The organism is Stenotrophomonas rhizophila, assembly GCF_000661955.1.
Classification (GTDB): Bacteria; Pseudomonadota; Gammaproteobacteria; order Xanthomonadales; family Xanthomonadaceae; genus Stenotrophomonas; species Stenotrophomonas rhizophila.
Map to the genome: position 1 here is coordinate 2896722 of NZ_CP007597.1, position 18580 is coordinate 2915301.

Below are 18580 nucleotides of genomic sequence, written 5' to 3' on the forward strand. Positions count from 1 at the left end.
GTCACCCGGCGGGGACCAGACAGATGCTCAGACCCAGCGCATCGAACCGGCCCCGGTCCGGCACCGCGCCCTGCGTGACCAGCGCACACAGCACCCGCGAGAAGCGCGTCGGATCGCCCACATAGTCGCGCAGCCGCAGCACCGCCTCGGGCGTGTGGCGCAGCACGTGCAGGCCGTAGTGCATCAGCACAAGGCGGGACACCAATCCCGCCGCTGGACTCGCCTGGGGTGACGCCGCATCGATCAGCGCGTCGAAGATGCGCGTTTCGTCATCGCGCAGCGTGGCCAGGAAGACATCCGGATGCGCCAGGGCTGCATGGGGTGCGTCCAGTGCCAGGCGCCAGGGCGGCGGCGCTGGCGTTTCCAGCCAGTGCACCCAGCCCAGGTGGAACGCGCGGGCCACTTCCAGGAACGGTGCGAAACGCCGACGTGAAAGGGCCAGGCTGTCATACATCGCGCCGACGGCCTCCGACAGCGGATGCGGGCCCAGCCGCTCGGCATGCAACAGCAGGCGTCCTTCGCCGAACTGGACGCGGTCCCGCGCTTCATCATCGACGTCCAGCTCGAACAGCAGGAAGTACAGCGCATGCTGGCGCAGCGCCAGGTGCGCGTCTGTCTGCTGCGTCAGCGTCAACAGGTGCAGCACGTGGCCGAACAGGGCGTAATCCTTGTTGCTGCGCTGCCCGGCGTCGACGGCAAACAGGTTCGCCGCCCGCGTCAGCACGAGCAGCAGCGCATGCATATCGGCCTCGGTGTAGCCACGGTCGCGCATGCGGCGCGCCAACGCAGGCACCCGGATCACGTCATGCCAGCGCACCAGTGCGATCGGACGGCCACGGTGGTCACGGGCCGACAGGTGCCAACGCCCGGGCTGCCCGTCATCCTCGACATGGAACAGCGGCCCCGGCGCGCACGCAGGCGGCCCACCCTGCACGAACGCGGCGATGCGCTGGTTGAACAGAGCGTCCAGGTTCATCCCTGCGTGGCAGGCCCGGTGGTGCACCGGCGACGGTCATTCATCGCCGTCGCGCGCGTCCGGTGCCTGCCGGTACGGCTCTTCGAACGGGCGGAAGTCGTGTTCGGCCAGCGCGCCCGCCACCCACTGCTGCACGCCCTGCAAGGCCAGCACCGCCTGCATGTAGCGCTGGACGCGCGGGCTGACCGGCAGCGCATAGGTCTTCAGGCGCATCACGACCGGCGCGAAGAAGGCATCGGCAATGCTGAACGGGTCGAACAACAATGGGCCGTCGTGGCGCGCCAGCAGGCGTTCCCACAGCGCCTGCAGGCGTTGCAGGTCGTCGACAACGGCCGGCTGCTCGCGCAGCACGCGCGCGCCCACCTCGGGCAACGTGGCTTCGATGTTCATCGGAAAGTGCTGACGCAGCGCGCCGAATCCGCTGTGCATGTGCGCGCATACGCTGCGCGCCAGGGCACGCGCCTCCACCGCCTGCGGCCACAGCGCGCGGTCGGGGAAACGTTCGGCCAGGTACTCGGCGATCGCCAGCGTGTCCCACACCACCAGGTCGCCATCCACCAGCACCGGCACCGTGCCCGACGGCGACAGCGCCATGGCCTGGCGTTTGAACTGCGAGTCGGGATCGAAGCTGTCGAACCGCAGCAGCACTTCATCGAACGCAATGCCCGCCTGGGTCATCAGCACCCACGGACGCATCGACCAGGACGAGTAATTCTTGTTGCCGATATGGAGCGTAAGCATGGCGGCGGCGCAGGCTGGCGAGGGAGCGCCCATGCTACCGGTATTCGGCGTGGACCCGGCGGCCACTCCGGGCAGCACGTGGTTGGCGGTCCCGCCCTGCTGCAGCTCCCTCGCCTTCACGGAAACTCCGCGATAGCGGTCACATAACCGCATGACGCTTTCTCATACGCTGGCGCTGCCCATTCGGGCCTGACAACAACGGAGACAAGGATGAAAGGGAAGATTCGGCTTTCTGTCGCTTCGTTCATTGCGCTGTTGGCATTCGGTTCCATCGCCAACGCGGATCCCATCGCCTGCAACGCCGGTCGCGTGTTCTGCAACGATCAATACCGGCAATGCCTGGCCGATGGCCGCAGTGTCCCGGTATGTACGCAGCTGCGCGACGAGTGCGTCCGGGATTTCTGCCAGTAACACGTGATGCCACTGGCGGCGTCAACCCGCCGCCAGTACGCCTGCTGCGCAGCACAAAGCGCAGGTTGGAAGGAGGCATGTTCATCCTTCTGTCGGTCGTCAGATCGTTGATCGAATCTGGCGTTGACGGTCCAGAGCAGCTGGACCTCGCGCGGCTTGCTCATCAACATTGTTTGGTGCCCGGAGCCGGAATCGAACCGGCATGGAGTTGCCTCCGGCGGATTTTAAGTCCGATGCGTCTACCAGTTTCGCCATCCGGGCAACGCGGGGCATAGGGTGCCTGATCGCGCCCGGTTTGGGAATGCACGGGCGTTTCAGAGGTCCGGCATCAGCACCTGCGACGGGTCATCGGGGTGGTACAGAATGCGCGCGCGCTCACGCGGGACCCGGGGCAGGTCCAGCAGGCTGACCACCTTGCGCACGGTAACCGTGTGCGTAGTGCCCTGCCGGTCCTCGAAGGCCAGCTGGAACGCCAACTGCGGCTGGGCGTTGATCTCGGTGCCGGTCTGGCGCACGTGCAGCACCCGGGCCTCGACCCCGATACCGCGGTAGTGGAGGGCTTCGGCGCGCCGGTCGATCCCCGCCATGCGGGTGAACAGGCGGCCCAGCACCAGATAACCGCACAGGCAGGCCGGCATGACCAGCAGCGGATGCCACGGGGCCAGGAACGTCCAGCCCTGCCCGTTCCCCTGCCCCGGGTCGTTCCAGCACCAGGCGTAGTAGGCGGCCAGCGCAGCCAGCAGCACCACGCCGATCAACGCGCGGCGCAGCAGCCGACCCCGGTCGATCTCCGGCATCGCCCCTTCCAGCACCACGTTGGGATACCCGCCCGGATCATCGCTGAGCAGCGCATCGAGCTGGTTGTCGACCACGAACCGCTGCAGCTGCGGTTGGCTGTCCACCGCCAGCATCTGGTCCTGGATCGGCGTGCCGGACAGATTGTCGAAGGCCAGGGTCAGGTTCCACACCCGCCAGCCCCGCATCAGCCGACCGGTGTCCTGCGCCTGCACCACGCGGGCGCGGCGGCGGATCGCCGCACGCTGGATCGCCCGGGTGCGCGCCTGGGCGCGGAACGGCGCCCGCAACAGCGTATGCACATAGGCCGCTGCCAGCAGCGCCCACAGCAGGATCGACAACGCCAACCACACGGTGGCCACGGCGGGCGACGTCCGCTCGGCGGCATCGACTGGATAACCGATGCTGTAGTACAGGATGCACGGGAACGGAAGGGCGAAAAACAGCAGGTACGCTGCCCAGAAATACAGCATTTTCTTCATGCAGCACTCCACTGGCCGAGGCCAGCGGAGGGTACTACACGCGCATCACCGCGCCGATGACCGGCCCTCAGATGGCGCGCGAGTAGCGTACCGGCTGGTCCGGGCGTGCCAGGTAGCGATCAAAGCACATCGCCAGCAGCCGCAGCAGCGGGCGGCCACGCTCGGTGGCGCGCACCACGCCGTCGGCGTACTCGGCCAGGCCATCGTGCTGCAAGGCCTGCAACGCCACCAGCGCGTCGGCGAAATAGCCGTCGAAATCCAGCCCATGGCGCGTGGCCAGCGCGCGACCGTCCACCTCACCCTGGCACATCAGCTGGCCGATCAGTTCGGCGCGCACCACGTCGTCGGCATCCAGCTGCAGGCCGCGCCACACCGGCAACCGCCCGGCATCCACCGCCGCTTCCCAGCCCGGCAGGTCGCGCGGGTTCTGGCTGTAGCTGTCGCCGATATGGCTGATGGCGCTGGCGCCAAGCCCCACCAGATCGGTGTCGGCATGGGTGGTGTACCCCATGAAGTTGCGGTGCAGGTGGCCGGCACGCTGCGCCTGGGACAGGTCTTCGTCGGGCAGCGCGAAGTGATCCATGCCCACGTACTGGTAGCCGGCCAGCGACAGGCGCCGCACCGCCAGCCCCAACAGGGCCAGCTTCTGCTCCGGGCTGGGCAGCGCCGCATCGGGGATCTGCCGTTGCGCCTTGAACAGGTGCGGCAGGTGCGCATAGCCATAGACGGCCAGCCGGTCCGGCCGCTCGCGCAACACCGTTTCCAGGGTCTGCGCAAAACCGGCCGGGGTCTGGTGCGGCAAGCCGTAGATCAAGTCCACGTTGACCGAGCGCAGGCCGTTTGCACGGCAGGCACGCAGGATCTCCAGGGTCGGCTCGACTCCCTGCTCGCGGTTGATCGCCCGCTGCACCACCGGGTCGAAATCCTGGATGCCGAGGCTGGCCCGGTTGAAGCCGAGCGCGGCCAGCGTGGCGATGTCGTCTGGACTGACGAAACGCGGGTCCAGTTCAATGGAGAAGTCACGGTGCGCGGCGGTGCTGAAGCGGAACCGCTCGCGCAGGCCATCGACCAGTTCGCGCAACTGCGCGGCGGCGAGGAAGTTGGGCGTGCCGCCGCCGAGATGCAGCTGGATCACCTCGCGCGTGTCATCAAACAGCGGCGCGATCTGGTCCGCTTCGCTCAGCACGCGCGCCACGTAGGCCACGCCCTTGCTGTGGTCGCGGGTGATCACCCGGTTGCAGCCGCAGTAGAAGCACGGGCTGCTGCAGTACGGCACATGCACATACAGCGACAACGGCCGGGCGCTGGCATTGCTGGCGCCGATGGCCGCGCGCAGCGCATGCGCGCCGAAGCCGTCGTGAAAATGCGGTGCGGCCGGATAGGAGGTGTAGCGCGGGCCGGGCCGGTCGTGGCGGCGCAGCAGGTCCGGGTCGAAGTGCCAGGCAAGCCCGGCGGCAGCAGGCGAGGTGATGTCCATGCCGCCAGCGTGCGCGCGGCCGGCCCCGCGCGCATTGAGCCAGATCAATCCAGGCGCGCGGCGCCGGCGATCGGCAGCTGCGGCCAGCGCAGCATCTGGAAGCGGCGCCAGAAGGTATCGGCGATCCGCGTGGCCACGTCATCGGCCAGGCGCTGCATCGGCGGGTTGGCGCATTCGGCGGTGGTCTGCCGGAACAGCTGCAGCCAGCGGTCGAACAGGTCGCGGTCCAGCTCGTCCATCGCCATGTGCTTGGGCATCGGCGCGCCGTTGAAGCGGCGCGTACCGCGCAGCATCGCCGACCAGAAATCGACCAGCTGCGCCAGGTGCGCGTCCCAGTCGTGCACGCGGGCGGTGAACACCGGGGCCAGGCGCGGCTCTTCGCGCACACGCGCGTAGAAATCGTGCACCAGCCGGGTGACCTCCTGCTCGCTGCACAGGTCCAGCGATGGCGTGGGCAACGCGGTGACGGGCGGATGCTGCATGCGGTTTCTCTACGGCCGGTGGGGTACTGCGCGTGGTGCCGAGCATGCGCGCGCAGGCGGCGCGCCATCTTGATCAGGATCAATGTCGGCGCAGATCGTGCGCCCTAGTCTGTGAGTCAAACACTGACCGTGGCTGCAATGACCGACCTGCACGACCCACCCGGGGCCCGCCGCCGCCGGCTGTTGATCCAGCAATGGGGCGCCATCCTGTGGCCCAGCTTCGTCGCCGCTGGCCTGGCCAGCATGGTGTTCTTTGCCATTGTCGATCCGCTGCAGTTGCGCGACATCAGCTTTCCGCAGCATGCGCTGAGCCGTGAGCTGGGCTACACGCTGGGCTTCTTCATGTTCTGGGCGGTAACCGCCGCAGCCAGCGGCCTGACCTGGTATCTGTCACGGCCGCCGCGCCGCGATGACGACGACGAGCAGCTGGGGTGACCATGCCAGCCCGCCTTCACCTGCACCTGGTCGATCCTGCCCCGCCACCGCTTCCGCCGCCGCGTGGACGACCCATGCCGCCCTGGCGTCCGCTGCTGTCGGCCGCCCTGTTGGCCGCCTTCTACGCACTGCCGTGGCTGCGCTGGAACGGTCGCCAGGCGCTGCTGTTCGACCTGCCGGGGCGCCGCTTCGACCTGTTCGGGCTGACCCTGTGGCCGCAGGACCTCGGGGTTCTGCTGGGGCTGCTGGCCGTGATGGCCACCAGCCTGGTGCTGCTGACCTCCCTGGCCGGGCGGGTGTGGTGCGGCCACGGCTGCCCGCAGACCCTGTGGAGCCGTCTGTTCCGCTGGATCGAGCAGGCCACGGCGCGCCACCTGCGCCAGCCTGCGCTGGCGCGCGCGGCCAAACACCTGCTCTGGGCGGTGGTGGCGCTGTGGACCGGGGTGACCTTCGTGGGCCTGTTCAGCCCGATGCAGACGTTGGTCGGCACGCTGTGGCCGCCGACCTGGAGCGGCTGGGAAACCTTCTGGGTAGCCTTCTACGCCTTGGCCACCTGGGGCAACGCCGGCTTCCTGCGCCAGCAGGTGTGCATCGACCTGTGCCCGTTCGCGCGGATCTGCCCGAGCCTGTGTGACGCGGACACCCCGCAGGTGCAGTACGACGCACGCCGTGGCGAACCGAGGGGGCCGCGTGCGCACGGGCTGGGCGCGGTGATGCAGCGCGGCCGTGGCCTGCTCGATGCGGTCAGCGCCAGCGACTACGCCTTCCGCGCCGCCCATCCGGCCCTGGCCGGGCCGATGCCGCACTTCCCGGCCGACCGGCTCGGCGACTGCGTGGATTGCGGTGCCTGCGTGGCGGCGTGTCCGATGGCCTTGGATGTGCGCAGTGGGCCGCACGTGGACTGCATCGCCTGCGGTGCCTGCGTGGACGCCTGCAACACGCAGATGCGCGCGTGGCAGTTCCCGGCCGGCCTGCTCCGCCATGCCAGCACGGCCCACATGCAGCAGCGCCGCACCCGCTGGCTGCGGCCACGCACGCTCACAGCACTGATCACCCTGCTGGTGCTGCTGGGTGTCGGACTGCATCGGCTATAGACCCCTGATCCCTTGCCCCACGGCCGCCATTCCCCCGAATGGCACCGGCCCCCCCGACCGGAAACTCAGCGCAGGCGGGTACTGCGTGGCGGCACCATCTGCGCACGCCGCACGATCCCCAACTGCTCGATGATCAACGCCAATTCATTGGTGACCTGGGTACGGCTGCGCCCTTTGGGCACCAGCCGCTCCAGCACCTGCTGGTAGGTGGTCCAGAATTCCGGGCCGCAGCCATGCTTGCTGTAACTGGCTTCCAGCTCGGTGCGCACGCCACTTGCCAAGTCATGTACGTCGTAATGCATACGACCTCCCTTGGACTTGCTTTGCATCGGAGACGCGCTACCACCCTGCGTCGTACAGGTTCACTTGCGCTTCACCTAAAATTTGCACGGTCCTCGCACCAAGTCAACCGGCAGGAGGCAGTTTGGCGAGGACATCGCTGAATGGTTCACCTGCGCCGCACCCTCCCGCTCCAGCAGCATGGGCCGGACAGAGTGACAGCGTGATGTCAGCAACCGCTGACGCGGTCGGCCTACGACGCCAGCCGCCAGATTCCGTAGGCGCAAATGGCGATCCCCACGCCAAGCAGCGCCCACACCAGGCCATTGAAGCGCTTGAACGCCTTGGCCAGCACCAGCGAGAACCCGATACCTGCCAGGCCGATCGCGAGCCAGAGTACGCCGTTTACGTTACTGGGCGACGCCCAGAACGAACCGGGCGCCCCGGTGACGGCAAACAGCTGGGTCAATGTCATGGCAGAACCTGGGAAGTGAACCAGCCTGCATCGTGGTCAACCGATCGTGCCGACGCGGTGAAGACCGGGCCGCCAGAGGCGGTCGACTTACCCCGCCGCCGCCGGCATGGCCGGGGGCGCGGGCAGGGTGTGCGCCAGCAGGTCAAGCAACCGGTCCAGACCGGTGCTTACCGCCGCGCCGTCATTGACCTGGCGCGCAAACCCGGCCCAGTCGCCCGCCGACAACTGGCGGATCAGGGCCGGCTCGACACCCAGCCAGCGCATGCCCCAGAACGGAAAGTAGCGCTGGGGCACGCTGCCCCGGCACAGCTCCACGATGCCATGGTGACTGCGTGCCTGGAGGATGCGCTCGTGCACGGCGGCCATGCCGTCTTCCGGGCCTTCGAAGTACTGCAGGAACCGGCCGCCATCAAACAACAGCACGCCGGTGACGCCGGCCAAGGTGTTGAAGCGGGCAGCATCGTCGACCAACGCATCCAGGGCGGTGCTGGACAAGCCGGCGGGCGCCTCACTGACGTAGGCAATCGCGCGAAGGGGCATGGGCGTGTCCTTGGATGGAAGGGAGATGCTGTCACTTTCAGCCGGGCAGATAAACCACGTCGCTGAAGCGTTCAGATGGGAGGCGATCCGACAAACGATAAAGCCCGCTTTCGCGGGCTCTATGCGTCATCAATTTGGAGGCCTGGACGGGAATCGAACCCATCTCAACGGATTTGCAGTCCGGTGCATAACCACTCTGCCACCAGGCCGGTGACCCTACAGCTTACCGGGCAATGATACCCCGATAAAACAAGACCCCGAGAACGGGGCCTGGTCAGGATTTGGAGCGGGAAACGAGACTCGAACTCGCGACCTCAACCTTGGCAAGGTTGCGCTCTACCAACTGAGCTATTCCCGCAAAATCAGGCGCGTATCTTACCGAAACCGCAGGTAACACACCAGCCTTTTCACACTTTATTTCACATCCCTGTCGAACCTGCCGATCAGGATGCCCGCGTGCCACCGCGGAGATAAACAAGGCCCCAAGGGGGCCCTGTCGAAATCTGGAGCGGGAAACGAGACTCGAACTCGCGACCTCAACCTTGGCAAGGTTGCGCTCTACCAACTGAGCTATTCCCGCAGACTTTCTGCTTGCCCCGACTGCACCGCACCGTGAAGTACTGGAGGCTGCCGGCCCATCGACCTGCGTCGAAGGAGCGCTATTGTGTCGGGATTCCTTCACGCCGTCAACTGTCCGCAGGGCTTCGATTTATAGCCCCGGCTCCACCGACGGCTTCCCGGTGCCGCTGCGGCGCGGAAGCCGTCGGATGCAACAAATTGCATGGTCACGCGTGTGACCCCGCAAGGACACTGGTGCATTCGCATACCGCGACGTGGACATGCCCTTTTCTCTTCCGCACACCCCCATCCTCGAACGCTTCAACGCCACAGGCCACATTGAGTCGCTGCTGCTGGATGGGCAGCGTCACTATTTTGGCCATGATCCGGTCACAGACCGCATCCTGTCGCCCCTGATCCAGGATCCGCTGGAGATGGCCCAGTTCGCCGTCCAGTGGATGCGCGGGCATGCCGGCCCACGGGATGCAGCCTCGTGGCTGACCGAGGTACAGGCGGCCCCCGACCGCCCCCACCGGTGGCCGACGCCTTTGCTGGTGGAAGAACGCGACCTGATGGCGGTTGAACTGGCACTGCGCCACGCAGCGGACCACGACGCCCCCTCGTGCATCGACCTACGGCGCAACGTCGTGGATCTGCTGCGCACGGTCTACGGCGACATCGCCGACGGCCGACTGCAGGCGATGTTCGACTGGGCGGTCGCGCTGGGCCAGGCCGGACAAGCGGATGGACCGCTGGGGTGGGCCTTCGACGTGATCCATGGCGTATGCCTGGCGCCGGCCACACTGTCGCATCGGGACATCGCCGTAGCGCTGCGGCATTGCTTGGGCTCTCTGTCCGACGTGGCCGTCGGCAACTGGATAATGGTATTCGGTGCAATCATCCGCGCCTGCGACGTCGTTGCGGCCACGCCGTCTCCAACGCCAGCCCAGGTAAGCGAAACCCTGGTGGACGACCGGCCCTTCGAGGTAGTGGCCTATGCGGACGTCGCCAACAAGGTGCCGGAGACCTCCCTGTACCAGGGCGCTTACACCGATTCCCTGCGACCTGACCCGCCGATCGTCCTTTTCGTCGATGGCGACCTGCATCTTGACCGCTTGGACCTGGACGATCCCCTTGCCCGCTGGCGCCGTCCAGACGCCGATGTCGTCCTGCCCTGGTTCATCCTGGTCACCGGCAACGTCGTCATCGAACAGCACCTATGGTGCATGGAAACCGATGGCAGCTGCGGGCTGGTCGCGCTCGGTGATCTGACGGCGCGCAACGCCATCGTAGGCGGCCAGCAGATTCATGTCGGCGGCAACCTGACGATCGAGGAACTGTACTGGGGCGACTACAACCATGGGTGCCTGCATGTCGAAGGCGACACGGTGGCCGCCTTGTTGATTCAAACCGACTACCGCATGGACCTGATCGGCAAGGTGAGCTGCCTCAAACGCGTAGATGATCTTGACGACCTGGACGGGGATGAACTGATGAAGATCATTGCCGCCGATTGCGTGATTCAGACCGAACCAGAGCCCGCGCCGGAGTGGTCACTTAATGCAGCCGCCATGATCGAACGGCTGGAGGCGGGCCGCAGCGTCATCTGCAGGGAAGCGCTGGAACGCCCCGATCCGCCCTTCACGATTCCGTCGCTGTTCGCAGACGCCAACGTCAGCCCCGGGAATTTCCTCCGGCTGTCCGATCCGGACCTGCTGCCCGACGACGGTTGCCTGCACAGCATCAAGCGCGACGGACTCGACCTGACCGTGATGGCCTACCTGTCGGAAGAGCATCGCATCCCACGACGCGCCATCCTGATCAAGGACATCGCGCGCAACATCGGTGTCAGCTTCACACTGGAACCGGCGACGGCGCCCTGGTCGTGGCGGGATGTCGTGTCACTGCGCAAACCGCAACGTGGCTGGGTACTGCTGAAAGCCACCTGTGACACCCTGGACACGCCAGATCCCGACTGGGTCGGCGTGGAGGGTGTCACCTTCACCCCGGAGTACACCGCCCTCATTCTCAAGGGCTGGGCAGCGCTGCTGGAGTGGGCATCGCATCGGCACTGGGCCGCCAGCCAGATCCCCGCCGACCGGGTGCGGCGTCTGTTGGCCCTGCCTGTGGCCACCCCGTATGACGACTACGAGGACAGCGACCGCAACGGACTGTGGACAGGCAGATTCCATGCCGCGTTCCGGCAGCGCGGGCACGGCGCGGACGCCGAAGGCCAGCATCCCATCCTGCGCTTTTCCCGGAGTCGCTACTGCCGTGATACAGATGAAGAAACCACGGAGAGCTTCTACTACGACCTGGAGCGCTGCCAGGACGGGCAGGAACGCGTTCGCGTGCGCCACCTCGCCGATCAGGAGAGCGAACAACCGTCGATGCCGCTGGATGCCGAGGGTGGCCCGCGGCTGGTTGAGGCCGTTCGACTTTTCCATCGTGCCGCCGGCCAATTGGAGCAGGTCAACGCAGCACTGCTGGAAGGTACCCCGCCGCTCCATGCGACCGACGATGCATTCGCGATGCGTCACTGGCGCGATCGCGGCTACTTGTCGGGCTGACGGCTGGATCGCCCGGCAGCGCCCGGCCGGATCAAAGATCCCCTTGGCCTCCAAAGGCTATGCCCCCAATCGCATCCCGCGCCGATGGAAATACACCTGCTCGGCCACCCGTCGCATCGCGCCGGAGTGCAGCACCAGATCCAGCGGCCAGTCCATCTGCAGGTGGTCCATCGCCCAGCGCATGAGGCGCTTGCGACGGAAGGTGGGGGCTGCCTTGCGTGCCACGGTTTCCGGCGGCGGCCCGTTGCCACGCAGTCGCAGGCCAGCGGCGTCGCCGATCGCCCAACCGTGCCGCCAGGACGAGTGGATGCCGCCGGCGGACAGCGGCGACACGATACCGGCCGCGTCGCCGGTGAGGATCACCCCGGGCGCGGTGATCGGGCCGTCCGGCAGGCCACACGGCACCAGCCCGGCGCGCGTGGCGGTCGGCACCGCCGCAGCCGGCAGACCCACCACGTCGCGCACATGCTGCAAGAAGCCGTCCAGGTCGGGCTGCCGTGCGTGGGCCGCATCGTGTCGCAGCGCCAGCCCCACCTGCACGCCGGTTGGATTCTGCGCCGCCCAGCCGATGTACCCCGGAGCGAAGCGCTTGCTGGCAAAACAGTGCAGTGCCCCGGCTTCGGCCAGCTGGACGCCGCCAAACTCCTGCTCCACCCCGTACAGATTGTCCTGCACCCGGCCCAGCCCGGTGCGCTGCGCAACGCGTGAGGTGGCGCCGTCGGCACCGATCAGATACCGCGTGCGCCCTGCCCCCTCCACCTGCCAGCCGTCACCGTCGCGCCGTGCCTGGGTGAACGACTGCTGCAGACGAAGGTCGACCCCGTTGGCGCACAGTTCGGCCGCCAGCCAGCGCAGCAGGTTCGGCGTGTCGGTGGTCATGAAGTAGTAGCCGGGTGCGGCCAGCAGCACGCTGCGCAGGCTGGGGGCATACAGCCGCACCCGCTCCACACGTTGCAGCAACTCACCCGGCGCCCGGCCCAGCCACGTCTGCTCGATGGCCTCTTTGACGATGATGCCGGTGGTGTGCAGGCGCGCGCCGGGATCGGCCTTGCGTTCCAGCACGCACACGCGCAGGCCGTACTGGACGGCGGCGAGCGCGCAGGCCGCGCCGGCGAAGCTGGCACCAACGACGACAAGGTCCCAGTCGTAGGCGGTAGAAGACGTCTCCATCAACGGGGTGTCCTGTGCGGTCGAGGCGCACAGGATCGAATGCATGGAGGGGGAGGCAATGAAGTGCCGGTGAAGCGAGGATGAAGCGACAGGGGCAGGTGTGGCGGCGCCCGCCACGTGGAAGAATGCCTGCCATGAAAGCCCCATTGAACACGTGGATCGGCTGGTGGAGCGCCGCCGTGCTGGCAGCAGCGCTCACCTGCAGCCTGTCAACGAATCTCGCCTCGAACGCGATGATGCTGCTATTGGACGGCAGCAATGTCATCCCTGCCGAGTCGTCGATTTTTTTCTTCGAACCCTATGTGATCAACCAAGGTTCATCCAACTACTGGCTATACGGCCGGGATCGGCGCAATTACTACCACTTCATTTATCGACAAGACGCCGCCTACGTGTATATCCCCATCCAGAACAGCTGCCCCGGCTTCGATCACACCAATGCACGCACCTGGTGCCAGGCCCGAACCGGAGGGGGGCGATGACCCCGTTGCCCGGCACGTTCACACGCGATGTGTCGCGAAGGGTTGGCGTGGCGTTGTTGTTGGTCGCCGCTACCCTCACGCTGCCGTTGAGGGCTGCACCGGCGCCCATCAGCGTGCCGTTGGCCGATGGCAGCGGTGCACGCCTGCGCATCGACAGCCACCAAGGCAGCGCGCAGCTGCTGTCTGCGTCCGGCGAAACCGAGCTTCGGGTGAACACGACGCTGCGCGATGCGCTGTCCAGGTCAGACACTGTGCTGGCGATCGGCCGGCACCGCCTCACCGCCGAACCCGACAGCAGCGTGCTGCTGTTCGTCAGCGCCCCGTCCAATCCCACTGCCCCGATGGGCTACTGCGGCGCAGGGCAAGAAGACGGATTGCTGCTGCTTGCGGTGCGCAACGGCGCGCTGGTGATGCACGATTTCGTGCTCTTGCAGAGCTGCCTGCACTCCATCGAGCAGGCCGTGGACCTGGGTGCTGAGCCTGCGGCCGCCCTCCATCCCGTGCCGTCCCCTTGGCTGGTGAGCTTTGCGGCCATGCACGACGACAGGCGCGTGCAACGTTGCGTCGGCATCCGCGATGAGCGGCTAACCTTCCAGGACGATTGCATAGCCGCGCCCGACGCGTCGCCGTGATCGACCTGGGCCAACAGTAGAAACAGAAAAAGCGACCTTCCGGTCGCTTTTTCTGTTGGCCTCCACCGCGATGAATCGCCTTGGAAACCTGTATCTGGAGCGGGAAACGAGACTCGAACTCGCGACCTCAACCTTGGCAAGGTTGCGCTCTACCAACTGAGCTATTCCCGCTTGGGAGGCGAAATTCTACAACCAAATGCGCAGGTGTCAACAGCCCTTACGCATTCTTTTTCGCACGCGCGGTTTCGCGGGCCAGGCGTTCGTCTTCACGCAGGCTCGGCCACGCGGCATGCAGGTACTGCAGGCCCGAGAACAGCGTAAGAATCGAGGCGATGGCCAGCGTCCAGTCGCCGATGTGGAACACCTGCACGCCCATCCAGATGTCCTGCATCGGCGTATGCGGTGCCACCGAATACAGCAGGCACAACAGCGCCACCATCTGCGCGGTGGTCTTGATCTTGCCGATCAGGGCCACGCGCACCTTGGCGCGCTGGCCGATCTCGGCCATCCACTCGCGCAGTGCCGACACGGCGATCTCACGGCCGACGATCACCGCCGCCCACACCGCCATCCACGCGGTCGAATGGCCCTGCACGATCAGGAACAGCGCCACAGCCACCATCAGCTTGTCGGCCACCGGGTCCAGGAACGCGCCGAACGCGGATGCCAGGTTGTAGCGGCGGGCGATCCAGCCATCCAGCCAATCGGTGATGGCGGCCAGGCCGAAGATCGCCGCGGAGGCGAAATTGGTCCATTTGTAGGGAAGGTAGAACACCAGTACCAGCACCGGGATCATCAGGATCCGCAGCAGGGTGAGCCAGGTGGGGAGGGTCAACTTCATCGCATCTCTCTACTCGCCCGCCGCGTCGGGCGCGGGCAGTCCATGAAGGTTAGCGTAGATGCGTGCAGCGAGGGCGTCATTGATGCCCTCGACTTTCGCGATTTCGGCTTCGCCGGCCGCTTTCAGGCCGACCAGGCCGCCGAAATGCTTGAGCAGGCTGGCGCGGCGGCGCGGGCCGATGCCGGCGATATCCTCCAGCTTGCTGGTCATGCGGGCCTTCTGGCGGCGCCCGCGGTGGCCGGTGATGGCGAAACGGTGGGCTTCGTCACGCACCTGCTGGATGAACTGCAGGGCCGGCGAGGCCGCCCCGGGGCGCAGCTCGCGGCCATCGGGCAGCACCAGGGCCTCGTGCCCTGCCCGGCGCTCCACGCCCTTGGCCACGCCCACCAGCATCACCCCTTCCACGCCCAGGTCGGCCAGCGCCGCCTGGGCCTGGCCGAGCTGGCCTGCGCCACCGTCGATCAGCAGCAGGTCCGGCAGCACGCCGTCTTCTTCCACCGCACGGCGGAAGCGCCGCTCGATCGCCTGGCGCATGGCCGCGTAGTCATCGCCCGGCTCGATGCCGCTGATGTTGAAGCGGCGGTACTGGCTGCGTACCGGGCCGGCGGCATCGAACACCACGCACGAGGCCACGGTGGCTTCGCCCATGGTGTGGCTGATATCGAAGCACTCCACCCGCTTGACCTGCTCGGCCAGGCCCAGCATCTGCCGCAGGTCTTCGCTGCGCGCATGCTGGGCACTGCGGCTGCTCAGTTCGCTGACCAGGGTGATCTGCGCATTGCGGCTGGCCAGTTCGACATAGCCGGCGCGCTCGCCACGTACGTTCCACTTCAACTGCACCTTGACCTCGGCCGAGGCCGAGAGCGCGGACTCGATCAGGCTGGCGTCGGGAATTTCGCGGTCCAGCAGGATCTCGCGGGGCGGTGAGTGTTCGGCGTAATACTGCGACACGAACGCCGCCAGGATTTCTTCGGCGCTCTCCTCGCCGTTGGTCCGCGGGTAGAACGGGCGCGTGCCCAGGTTGCGGCCGTCACGGAAGGCCAGCAGCATCACGCAGGCGTTGGCGCCGCGGGTGGCGCAGGCCAGCACGTCCAGATCAGCGGCGCGGCCGTCCACGTACTGGCGGGTCTGCATGCTGCGCAATGCGGTGACCAGGTCGCGCAGCCGGGCCGCCTGCTCGAACTCCAGCGCGTCGCTGGCCGCCTGCATCTGGGTACCCAGTTCGCGCGCGAGCAGGTCGCTCTTTCCCTCCAGGAACATCGAGGCACGACGTACCGATTCGGCATAGTCCGTCGTGCTGACCAGGTCCACGCAGGGGGCGCTGCAGCGGCCGATCTGGTACTGCAGGCACGGCCGCGAGCGGTTGCGGAACACGCTGTCCTCGCAGCTGCGCAGCTTGAACAGCTTGTGCATGAGGTTGAGCGTGTCGCGTACGGCGGTCACGCCTGGATACGGGCCGTAGTACCGGCCCGGCACCGCGCGCGGCCCGCGATGCAGCGCGATGCGCGGCCAGTCTTCGCGGGTGAGCAGGACGTGCGGGTAGGTCTTGTCGTCGCGCAGGGACACGTTGTAGCGCGGCGACAGCGACTTGATCAGCTGGTTTTCCAGCAGCAGCGCTTCAGCCTCCGAGCGGGTCACGGTCACGTCCATGCGCGCAACCTGCGACAGCATCGACATGATCCGGGTGGTCTTGGGCGTGCCGTTGAAGTAGCTGCCCACCCGGTTGCGCAGCGCGCGTGCCTTGCCGACATACAGCAGGCTGTCGTCGGCGGCATACATGCGGTAAACGCCGGGCGCGGTACTCAGGTGGGCCGCGAATGCCTTGCCATCGAAGGCGGGTGCGGTGGAAACAGTCATTCGCTGATCGGGACTTCGCTCAATACGCCACTGACGGGGTCGAAACGCAGCACGGCATGGGCGTCGGTCTCGGCGATCCACACCGCCCCGCCACCCAGCGCCAGCCCGGCCGGGCCGTGCAGACGACGCGGCAGTTCCAGCGTGCTCAGTTCACCGCCGCCCAGGCGCAGCGTGCGCAGGCGGCCATTGCCGGCATCGGCGATCCACAGCAACGGCGCATCCGGACTGAGCGCGATGGCCTGCGGATGCTGCAACTGGGCGATCGTGCGCGGGCCATCCTGCTCGCCGAACGACCACAGGCCCTGCCCGACCAGCGTCTGCACCAGGTCGCCGCGCAGCTGCATGGCACGGATCGAGGACCCCAGCGCATCGCAGACGTACAGCACCTGCTGCACGGCCGCCAGCGATGTCGGCTGTGCGAACGCGGCCAGGTGGCCGCTGCCGTCGCGCTCGTCGATGGCGCCCGAGCCGGCGCGCCAGTGCAGGCTGCGCTGGCCCAGGTGGTAGGTCCAGATGCGGTTGTCGCCGGCCATGGCGATGTGGATCTGGTTGTCGGCCACCGCCAGCCCCTGCGGGTGGTTGAGCGCGGTCTGGCGTGGCTGCGCCACCGGCCCCTCGATCGGCTCGCCCGGGCGGCCGGTGCCGCACAGCGTGTCGACCTGGCCGGTCAGCAGGTGGATGCGGCGCAGGGCATGGTTGCCGGTGTCGGCCACGTACAGCGACTCGCGCTCCAGGGCCAGGCCCTGGGGACGGTTGAAGGCGGCCTCGGCCGGCCCGCCGTCCATGAAATCGGCGGTGCCCAGCCCGAACTGGCGCAGCACACGCCCGCCGTGGCTGCATTCCAGCACGCGGTGGTGGCCGCTGTCGGCGATGTACAGGCGCTCGGTGGTGGCCACCAGCCCGGTCGGGAAGGACAGCGGCAGGCGCGGCTCGGGGTTCAGTTCGCGTACCAGCGCCATGTCACCGTCGACCGGTCGGGCGCCGCCCTCGCACAGCGCGTTGAGCGCGCGTTCCAACTCGCCGCCGAACCCGACCAGGCGATCACGCTCGCGTCCCTGCGCATCCAGCAGGACCAGCGTCGGCCAGGCCGTCACGCCGAAGCGACGCCAGCCATCCCAGTCCGCGTCGAGCAGCGCCGGGCCACTCAGGCCCTGCCGGCGCAGCAGCTTGAGCGCCTGCGCGGGGTCGCGTTCGCAGTCGAAGCGAGGCACCTGCAGGATCAGCAGCTGCAGCTTGCCCGGGTTGCGCGACTGCCATTGCGCCAACTCGGCCAACCGCTGCGCGCACCACACCGAGGCGGCGTTGACGAAGGCCAGCACCACCGGCCGCCCACGCAGTTCGGTGAGGGTGGTGGGCGTGGCGTTGAGCCACGTGGCGAATTCGGGCAAGTCCTGGACGGGCTGTACGTTCATGCCCCGATTATGCCGGAGTCGGCGTCACGCAATCGTCGTGCCGCGTCAATCCGACGGCGGCCCGCACACGCCGGCCGGTCAGCCCTGCGCCGCCAGCCAGGCTTCGGCCCGGGCCAGGTCTTCCGGGGTGTCGATCCCCGGCGGGAACTCGGCCGGGGTCAGCGCCACGCTGATGCGATGGCCCGCTTCCAGCGCGCGCAGCTGCTCCAGCGACTCCAGCTGCTCCAGAGTGCCCGGCGGCAACGCTGCGAATTGGCGCAGGAAGCCGGCACGATAGCCGTAGATGCCGATGTGACGCAGCCAGTGCGGCCCCGCCAGGGTGTCGCGGGAGCGCGCGAAGGCGTCGCGATGCCACGGAATCGGTGCGCGGCTGAAGTACAGCGCATCCAGGTTCTGCCGGCGCACCACCTTGACCGCGTTGGGGTCGAACAGCGTCTCAGCGTCTTCCACCGGGGTGGCCAGGGTGGACATCTCCGCCCCGCTGTAGACCAGCGCTTCGGCCACCGCGCGAATGCCTTCGGCCGGGGCGAACGGCTCGTCCCCCTGCAGGTTCACCACTACCGTGTCGTCGCTCCAACCGGCCTGTACGGCACATTCGGCCAGGCGGTCGGTACCGGAGGCGTGGTCGGCCGAGGTCATCGCCACGCGTACGCTGGACAGGCCCTGCAGCGCATCGGCAATGCGGGCGTCGTCGGTGGCCACCCACACCTCGCGCGCACCGGCCAGCAGCGCACGCTCGGCCACGCGCAGCACCAGCGGCTGGCCACCCAACAGGCGCAGCGGTTTGCCGGGCAGGCGCGAGGCCGCGTAACGGGCCGGAATGGCGACAACGAAATCGAGGGGCTGGCTCATGTGCGGACTCACGAAAATG

The 18580-nt window shown here is 67.4% G+C and carries 19 protein-coding genes and 5 tRNA genes; 6 read left to right on the forward strand and 18 right to left on the reverse strand.

All coding sequences use genetic code 11. From position 1 onward, the window contains the following. Position 1: 1 nt before the first annotated feature. Together DX03_RS12505 and DX03_RS12510 are read right to left on the reverse strand one after the other, a co-directional pair. Entirely contained in the window at positions 2 to 976 is a 975-nt protein-coding gene (locus tag DX03_RS12505) for a hypothetical protein (RefSeq protein WP_038689202.1), read from the reverse strand. A 36-nt stretch (positions 977 to 1012) separates the two neighbouring features. Further along, positions 1013 to 1717 carry a glutathione S-transferase family protein gene (locus tag DX03_RS12510; protein ID WP_038689203.1) on the reverse strand — a complete coding sequence of 235 codons (705 nt, stop codon included), beginning with the start codon at positions 1715 to 1717 and terminating at the stop codon, positions 1013 to 1015. A gap of 210 nt (positions 1718 to 1927) precedes the next feature. Here DX03_RS12510 and DX03_RS12515 point away from each other — a divergent pair, with 210 nt between their 5' ends. Continuing rightward, complete coding sequence (locus tag DX03_RS12515) at positions 1928 to 2128, forward strand: hypothetical protein (protein WP_038689206.1); 201 nt, start codon at positions 1928 to 1930, stop codon at positions 2126 to 2128. 174 nt (positions 2129 to 2302) lie between these two features. Here DX03_RS12515 and DX03_RS12520 read toward each other — a convergent pair. The 4 genes from DX03_RS12520 to DX03_RS12535 all read right to left on the reverse strand — a co-directional run bounded on the left by DX03_RS12520 (position 2303) and on the right by DX03_RS12535 (position 5364). Continuing rightward, positions 2303 to 2389, reverse strand: a tRNA-Leu gene (locus tag DX03_RS12520). A 53-nt stretch (positions 2390 to 2442) separates the two neighbouring features. Continuing rightward, entirely contained in the window at positions 2443 to 3405 is a 963-nt protein-coding gene (locus tag DX03_RS12525) for a hypothetical protein (RefSeq protein ID WP_038689208.1), read from the reverse strand. Positions 3406 to 3472: 67 nt separating this feature from the next. Continuing rightward, on the reverse strand, positions 3473 to 4882 hold the full coding sequence (gene hemN, locus DX03_RS12530) for an oxygen-independent coproporphyrinogen III oxidase (RefSeq protein ID WP_038692332.1): 1410 nt from the start codon (positions 4880 to 4882) through the stop codon (positions 3473 to 3475). A gap of 44 nt (positions 4883 to 4926) precedes the next feature. Next, the gene (locus DX03_RS12535; protein WP_038689210.1) at positions 4927 to 5364 is read right to left on the reverse strand and encodes a group III truncated hemoglobin; all 438 of its coding nucleotides are present in this window, start codon (positions 5362 to 5364) and stop codon (positions 4927 to 4929) included. A gap of 138 nt (positions 5365 to 5502) precedes the next feature. Here DX03_RS12535 and DX03_RS12540 point away from each other — a divergent pair, with 138 nt between their 5' ends. Then, positions 5503 to 5799 (forward strand): hypothetical protein, encoded by a 297-nt coding sequence (locus tag DX03_RS12540; protein WP_038689212.1) that lies wholly within the window; start codon positions 5503 to 5505, stop codon positions 5797 to 5799. A 74-nt stretch (positions 5800 to 5873) separates the two neighbouring features. Further along, complete coding sequence (locus tag DX03_RS12545; protein ID WP_038689214.1) at positions 5874 to 6893, forward strand: 4Fe-4S dicluster domain-containing protein; 1020 nt, start codon at positions 5874 to 5876, stop codon at positions 6891 to 6893. Positions 6894 to 6958: 65 nt separating this feature from the next. Here DX03_RS12545 and DX03_RS12550 read toward each other — a convergent pair whose 3' ends face one another. The 6 genes from DX03_RS12550 to DX03_RS12575 all read right to left on the reverse strand — a co-directional run bounded on the left by DX03_RS12550 (position 6959) and on the right by DX03_RS12575 (position 8767). Then, on the reverse strand, positions 6959 to 7195 hold the full coding sequence (locus DX03_RS12550) for a hypothetical protein (RefSeq protein ID WP_038689216.1): 237 nt from the start codon (positions 7193 to 7195) through the stop codon (positions 6959 to 6961). 230 nt (positions 7196 to 7425) lie between these two features. Further along, positions 7426 to 7647, reverse strand: coding sequence for a hypothetical protein (locus tag DX03_RS12555; protein WP_185753344.1), 222 nt, complete (start codon positions 7645 to 7647; stop codon positions 7426 to 7428). An 87-nt stretch (positions 7648 to 7734) separates the two neighbouring features. Further along, positions 7735 to 8187: a BLUF domain-containing protein gene (locus DX03_RS12560; RefSeq protein ID WP_038689220.1), complete on the reverse strand. Its 453-nt coding sequence runs from the start codon at positions 8185 to 8187 to the stop codon at positions 7735 to 7737. 135 nt (positions 8188 to 8322) lie between these two features. Next, positions 8323 to 8396, reverse strand: a tRNA-Cys gene (locus tag DX03_RS12565). A 73-nt stretch (positions 8397 to 8469) separates the two neighbouring features. Further along, positions 8470 to 8545: transfer RNA gene (locus tag DX03_RS12570), tRNA-Gly, on the reverse strand. A 146-nt stretch (positions 8546 to 8691) separates the two neighbouring features. After that, positions 8692 to 8767, reverse strand: a tRNA-Gly gene (locus DX03_RS12575). Between the two features lie 259 nt (positions 8768 to 9026). Between DX03_RS12575 and DX03_RS12580 the strand changes: the two genes are divergently transcribed. After that, complete coding sequence (locus tag DX03_RS12580) at positions 9027 to 11315, forward strand: hypothetical protein (protein WP_038689222.1); 2289 nt, start codon at positions 9027 to 9029, stop codon at positions 11313 to 11315. A gap of 57 nt (positions 11316 to 11372) precedes the next feature. Here DX03_RS12580 and DX03_RS12585 read toward each other — a convergent pair whose 3' ends face one another. Further along, positions 11373 to 12485 carry an NAD(P)/FAD-dependent oxidoreductase gene (locus DX03_RS12585; protein WP_038692334.1) on the reverse strand — a complete coding sequence of 371 codons (1113 nt, stop codon included), beginning with the start codon at positions 12483 to 12485 and terminating at the stop codon, positions 11373 to 11375. Positions 12486 to 12619: 134 nt separating this feature from the next. On the opposite strand from DX03_RS12585, the gene DX03_RS12590 reads away from it, so the two are divergent. Next, positions 12620 to 12967 carry a hypothetical protein gene (locus DX03_RS12590; RefSeq protein WP_038689224.1) on the forward strand — a complete coding sequence of 116 codons (348 nt, stop codon included), beginning with the start codon at positions 12620 to 12622 and terminating at the stop codon, positions 12965 to 12967. Next, entirely contained in the window at positions 12964 to 13599 is a 636-nt protein-coding gene (locus DX03_RS12595; RefSeq protein ID WP_185753345.1) for a hypothetical protein, read from the forward strand. The genes DX03_RS12590 and DX03_RS12595 overlap by 4 nt, the downstream gene beginning before the upstream one ends. Positions 13600 to 13694: 95 nt before the next feature. Here the strand turns inward: DX03_RS12595 and DX03_RS12600 are convergent. From DX03_RS12600 to kdsB, 5 genes are all read right to left on the reverse strand, one after another. After that, positions 13695 to 13770: transfer RNA gene (locus tag DX03_RS12600), tRNA-Gly, on the reverse strand. A 46-nt stretch (positions 13771 to 13816) separates the two neighbouring features. Then, a complete protein-coding gene (pgsA, locus tag DX03_RS12605) occupies positions 13817 to 14440 on the reverse strand; it encodes a CDP-diacylglycerol--glycerol-3-phosphate 3-phosphatidyltransferase (protein WP_038689228.1) in 624 nt (207 codons plus the stop codon). A gap of 9 nt (positions 14441 to 14449) precedes the next feature. After that, positions 14450 to 16297 carry an excinuclease ABC subunit UvrC gene (uvrC, locus tag DX03_RS12610; RefSeq protein WP_038689230.1) on the reverse strand — a complete coding sequence of 616 codons (1848 nt, stop codon included), beginning with the start codon at positions 16295 to 16297 and terminating at the stop codon, positions 14450 to 14452. Next, a complete protein-coding gene (locus tag DX03_RS12615) occupies positions 16294 to 17709 on the reverse strand; it encodes a nhl repeat protein (RefSeq protein ID WP_038689231.1) in 1416 nt (471 codons plus the stop codon). Before DX03_RS12615 ends, uvrC begins: the two co-directional genes overlap by 4 nt. A gap of 78 nt (positions 17710 to 17787) precedes the next feature. Continuing rightward, a complete protein-coding gene (gene kdsB, locus DX03_RS12620; RefSeq protein ID WP_038689234.1) occupies positions 17788 to 18561 on the reverse strand; it encodes a 3-deoxy-manno-octulosonate cytidylyltransferase in 774 nt (257 codons plus the stop codon). Positions 18562 to 18580: the final 19 nt, after the last annotated feature.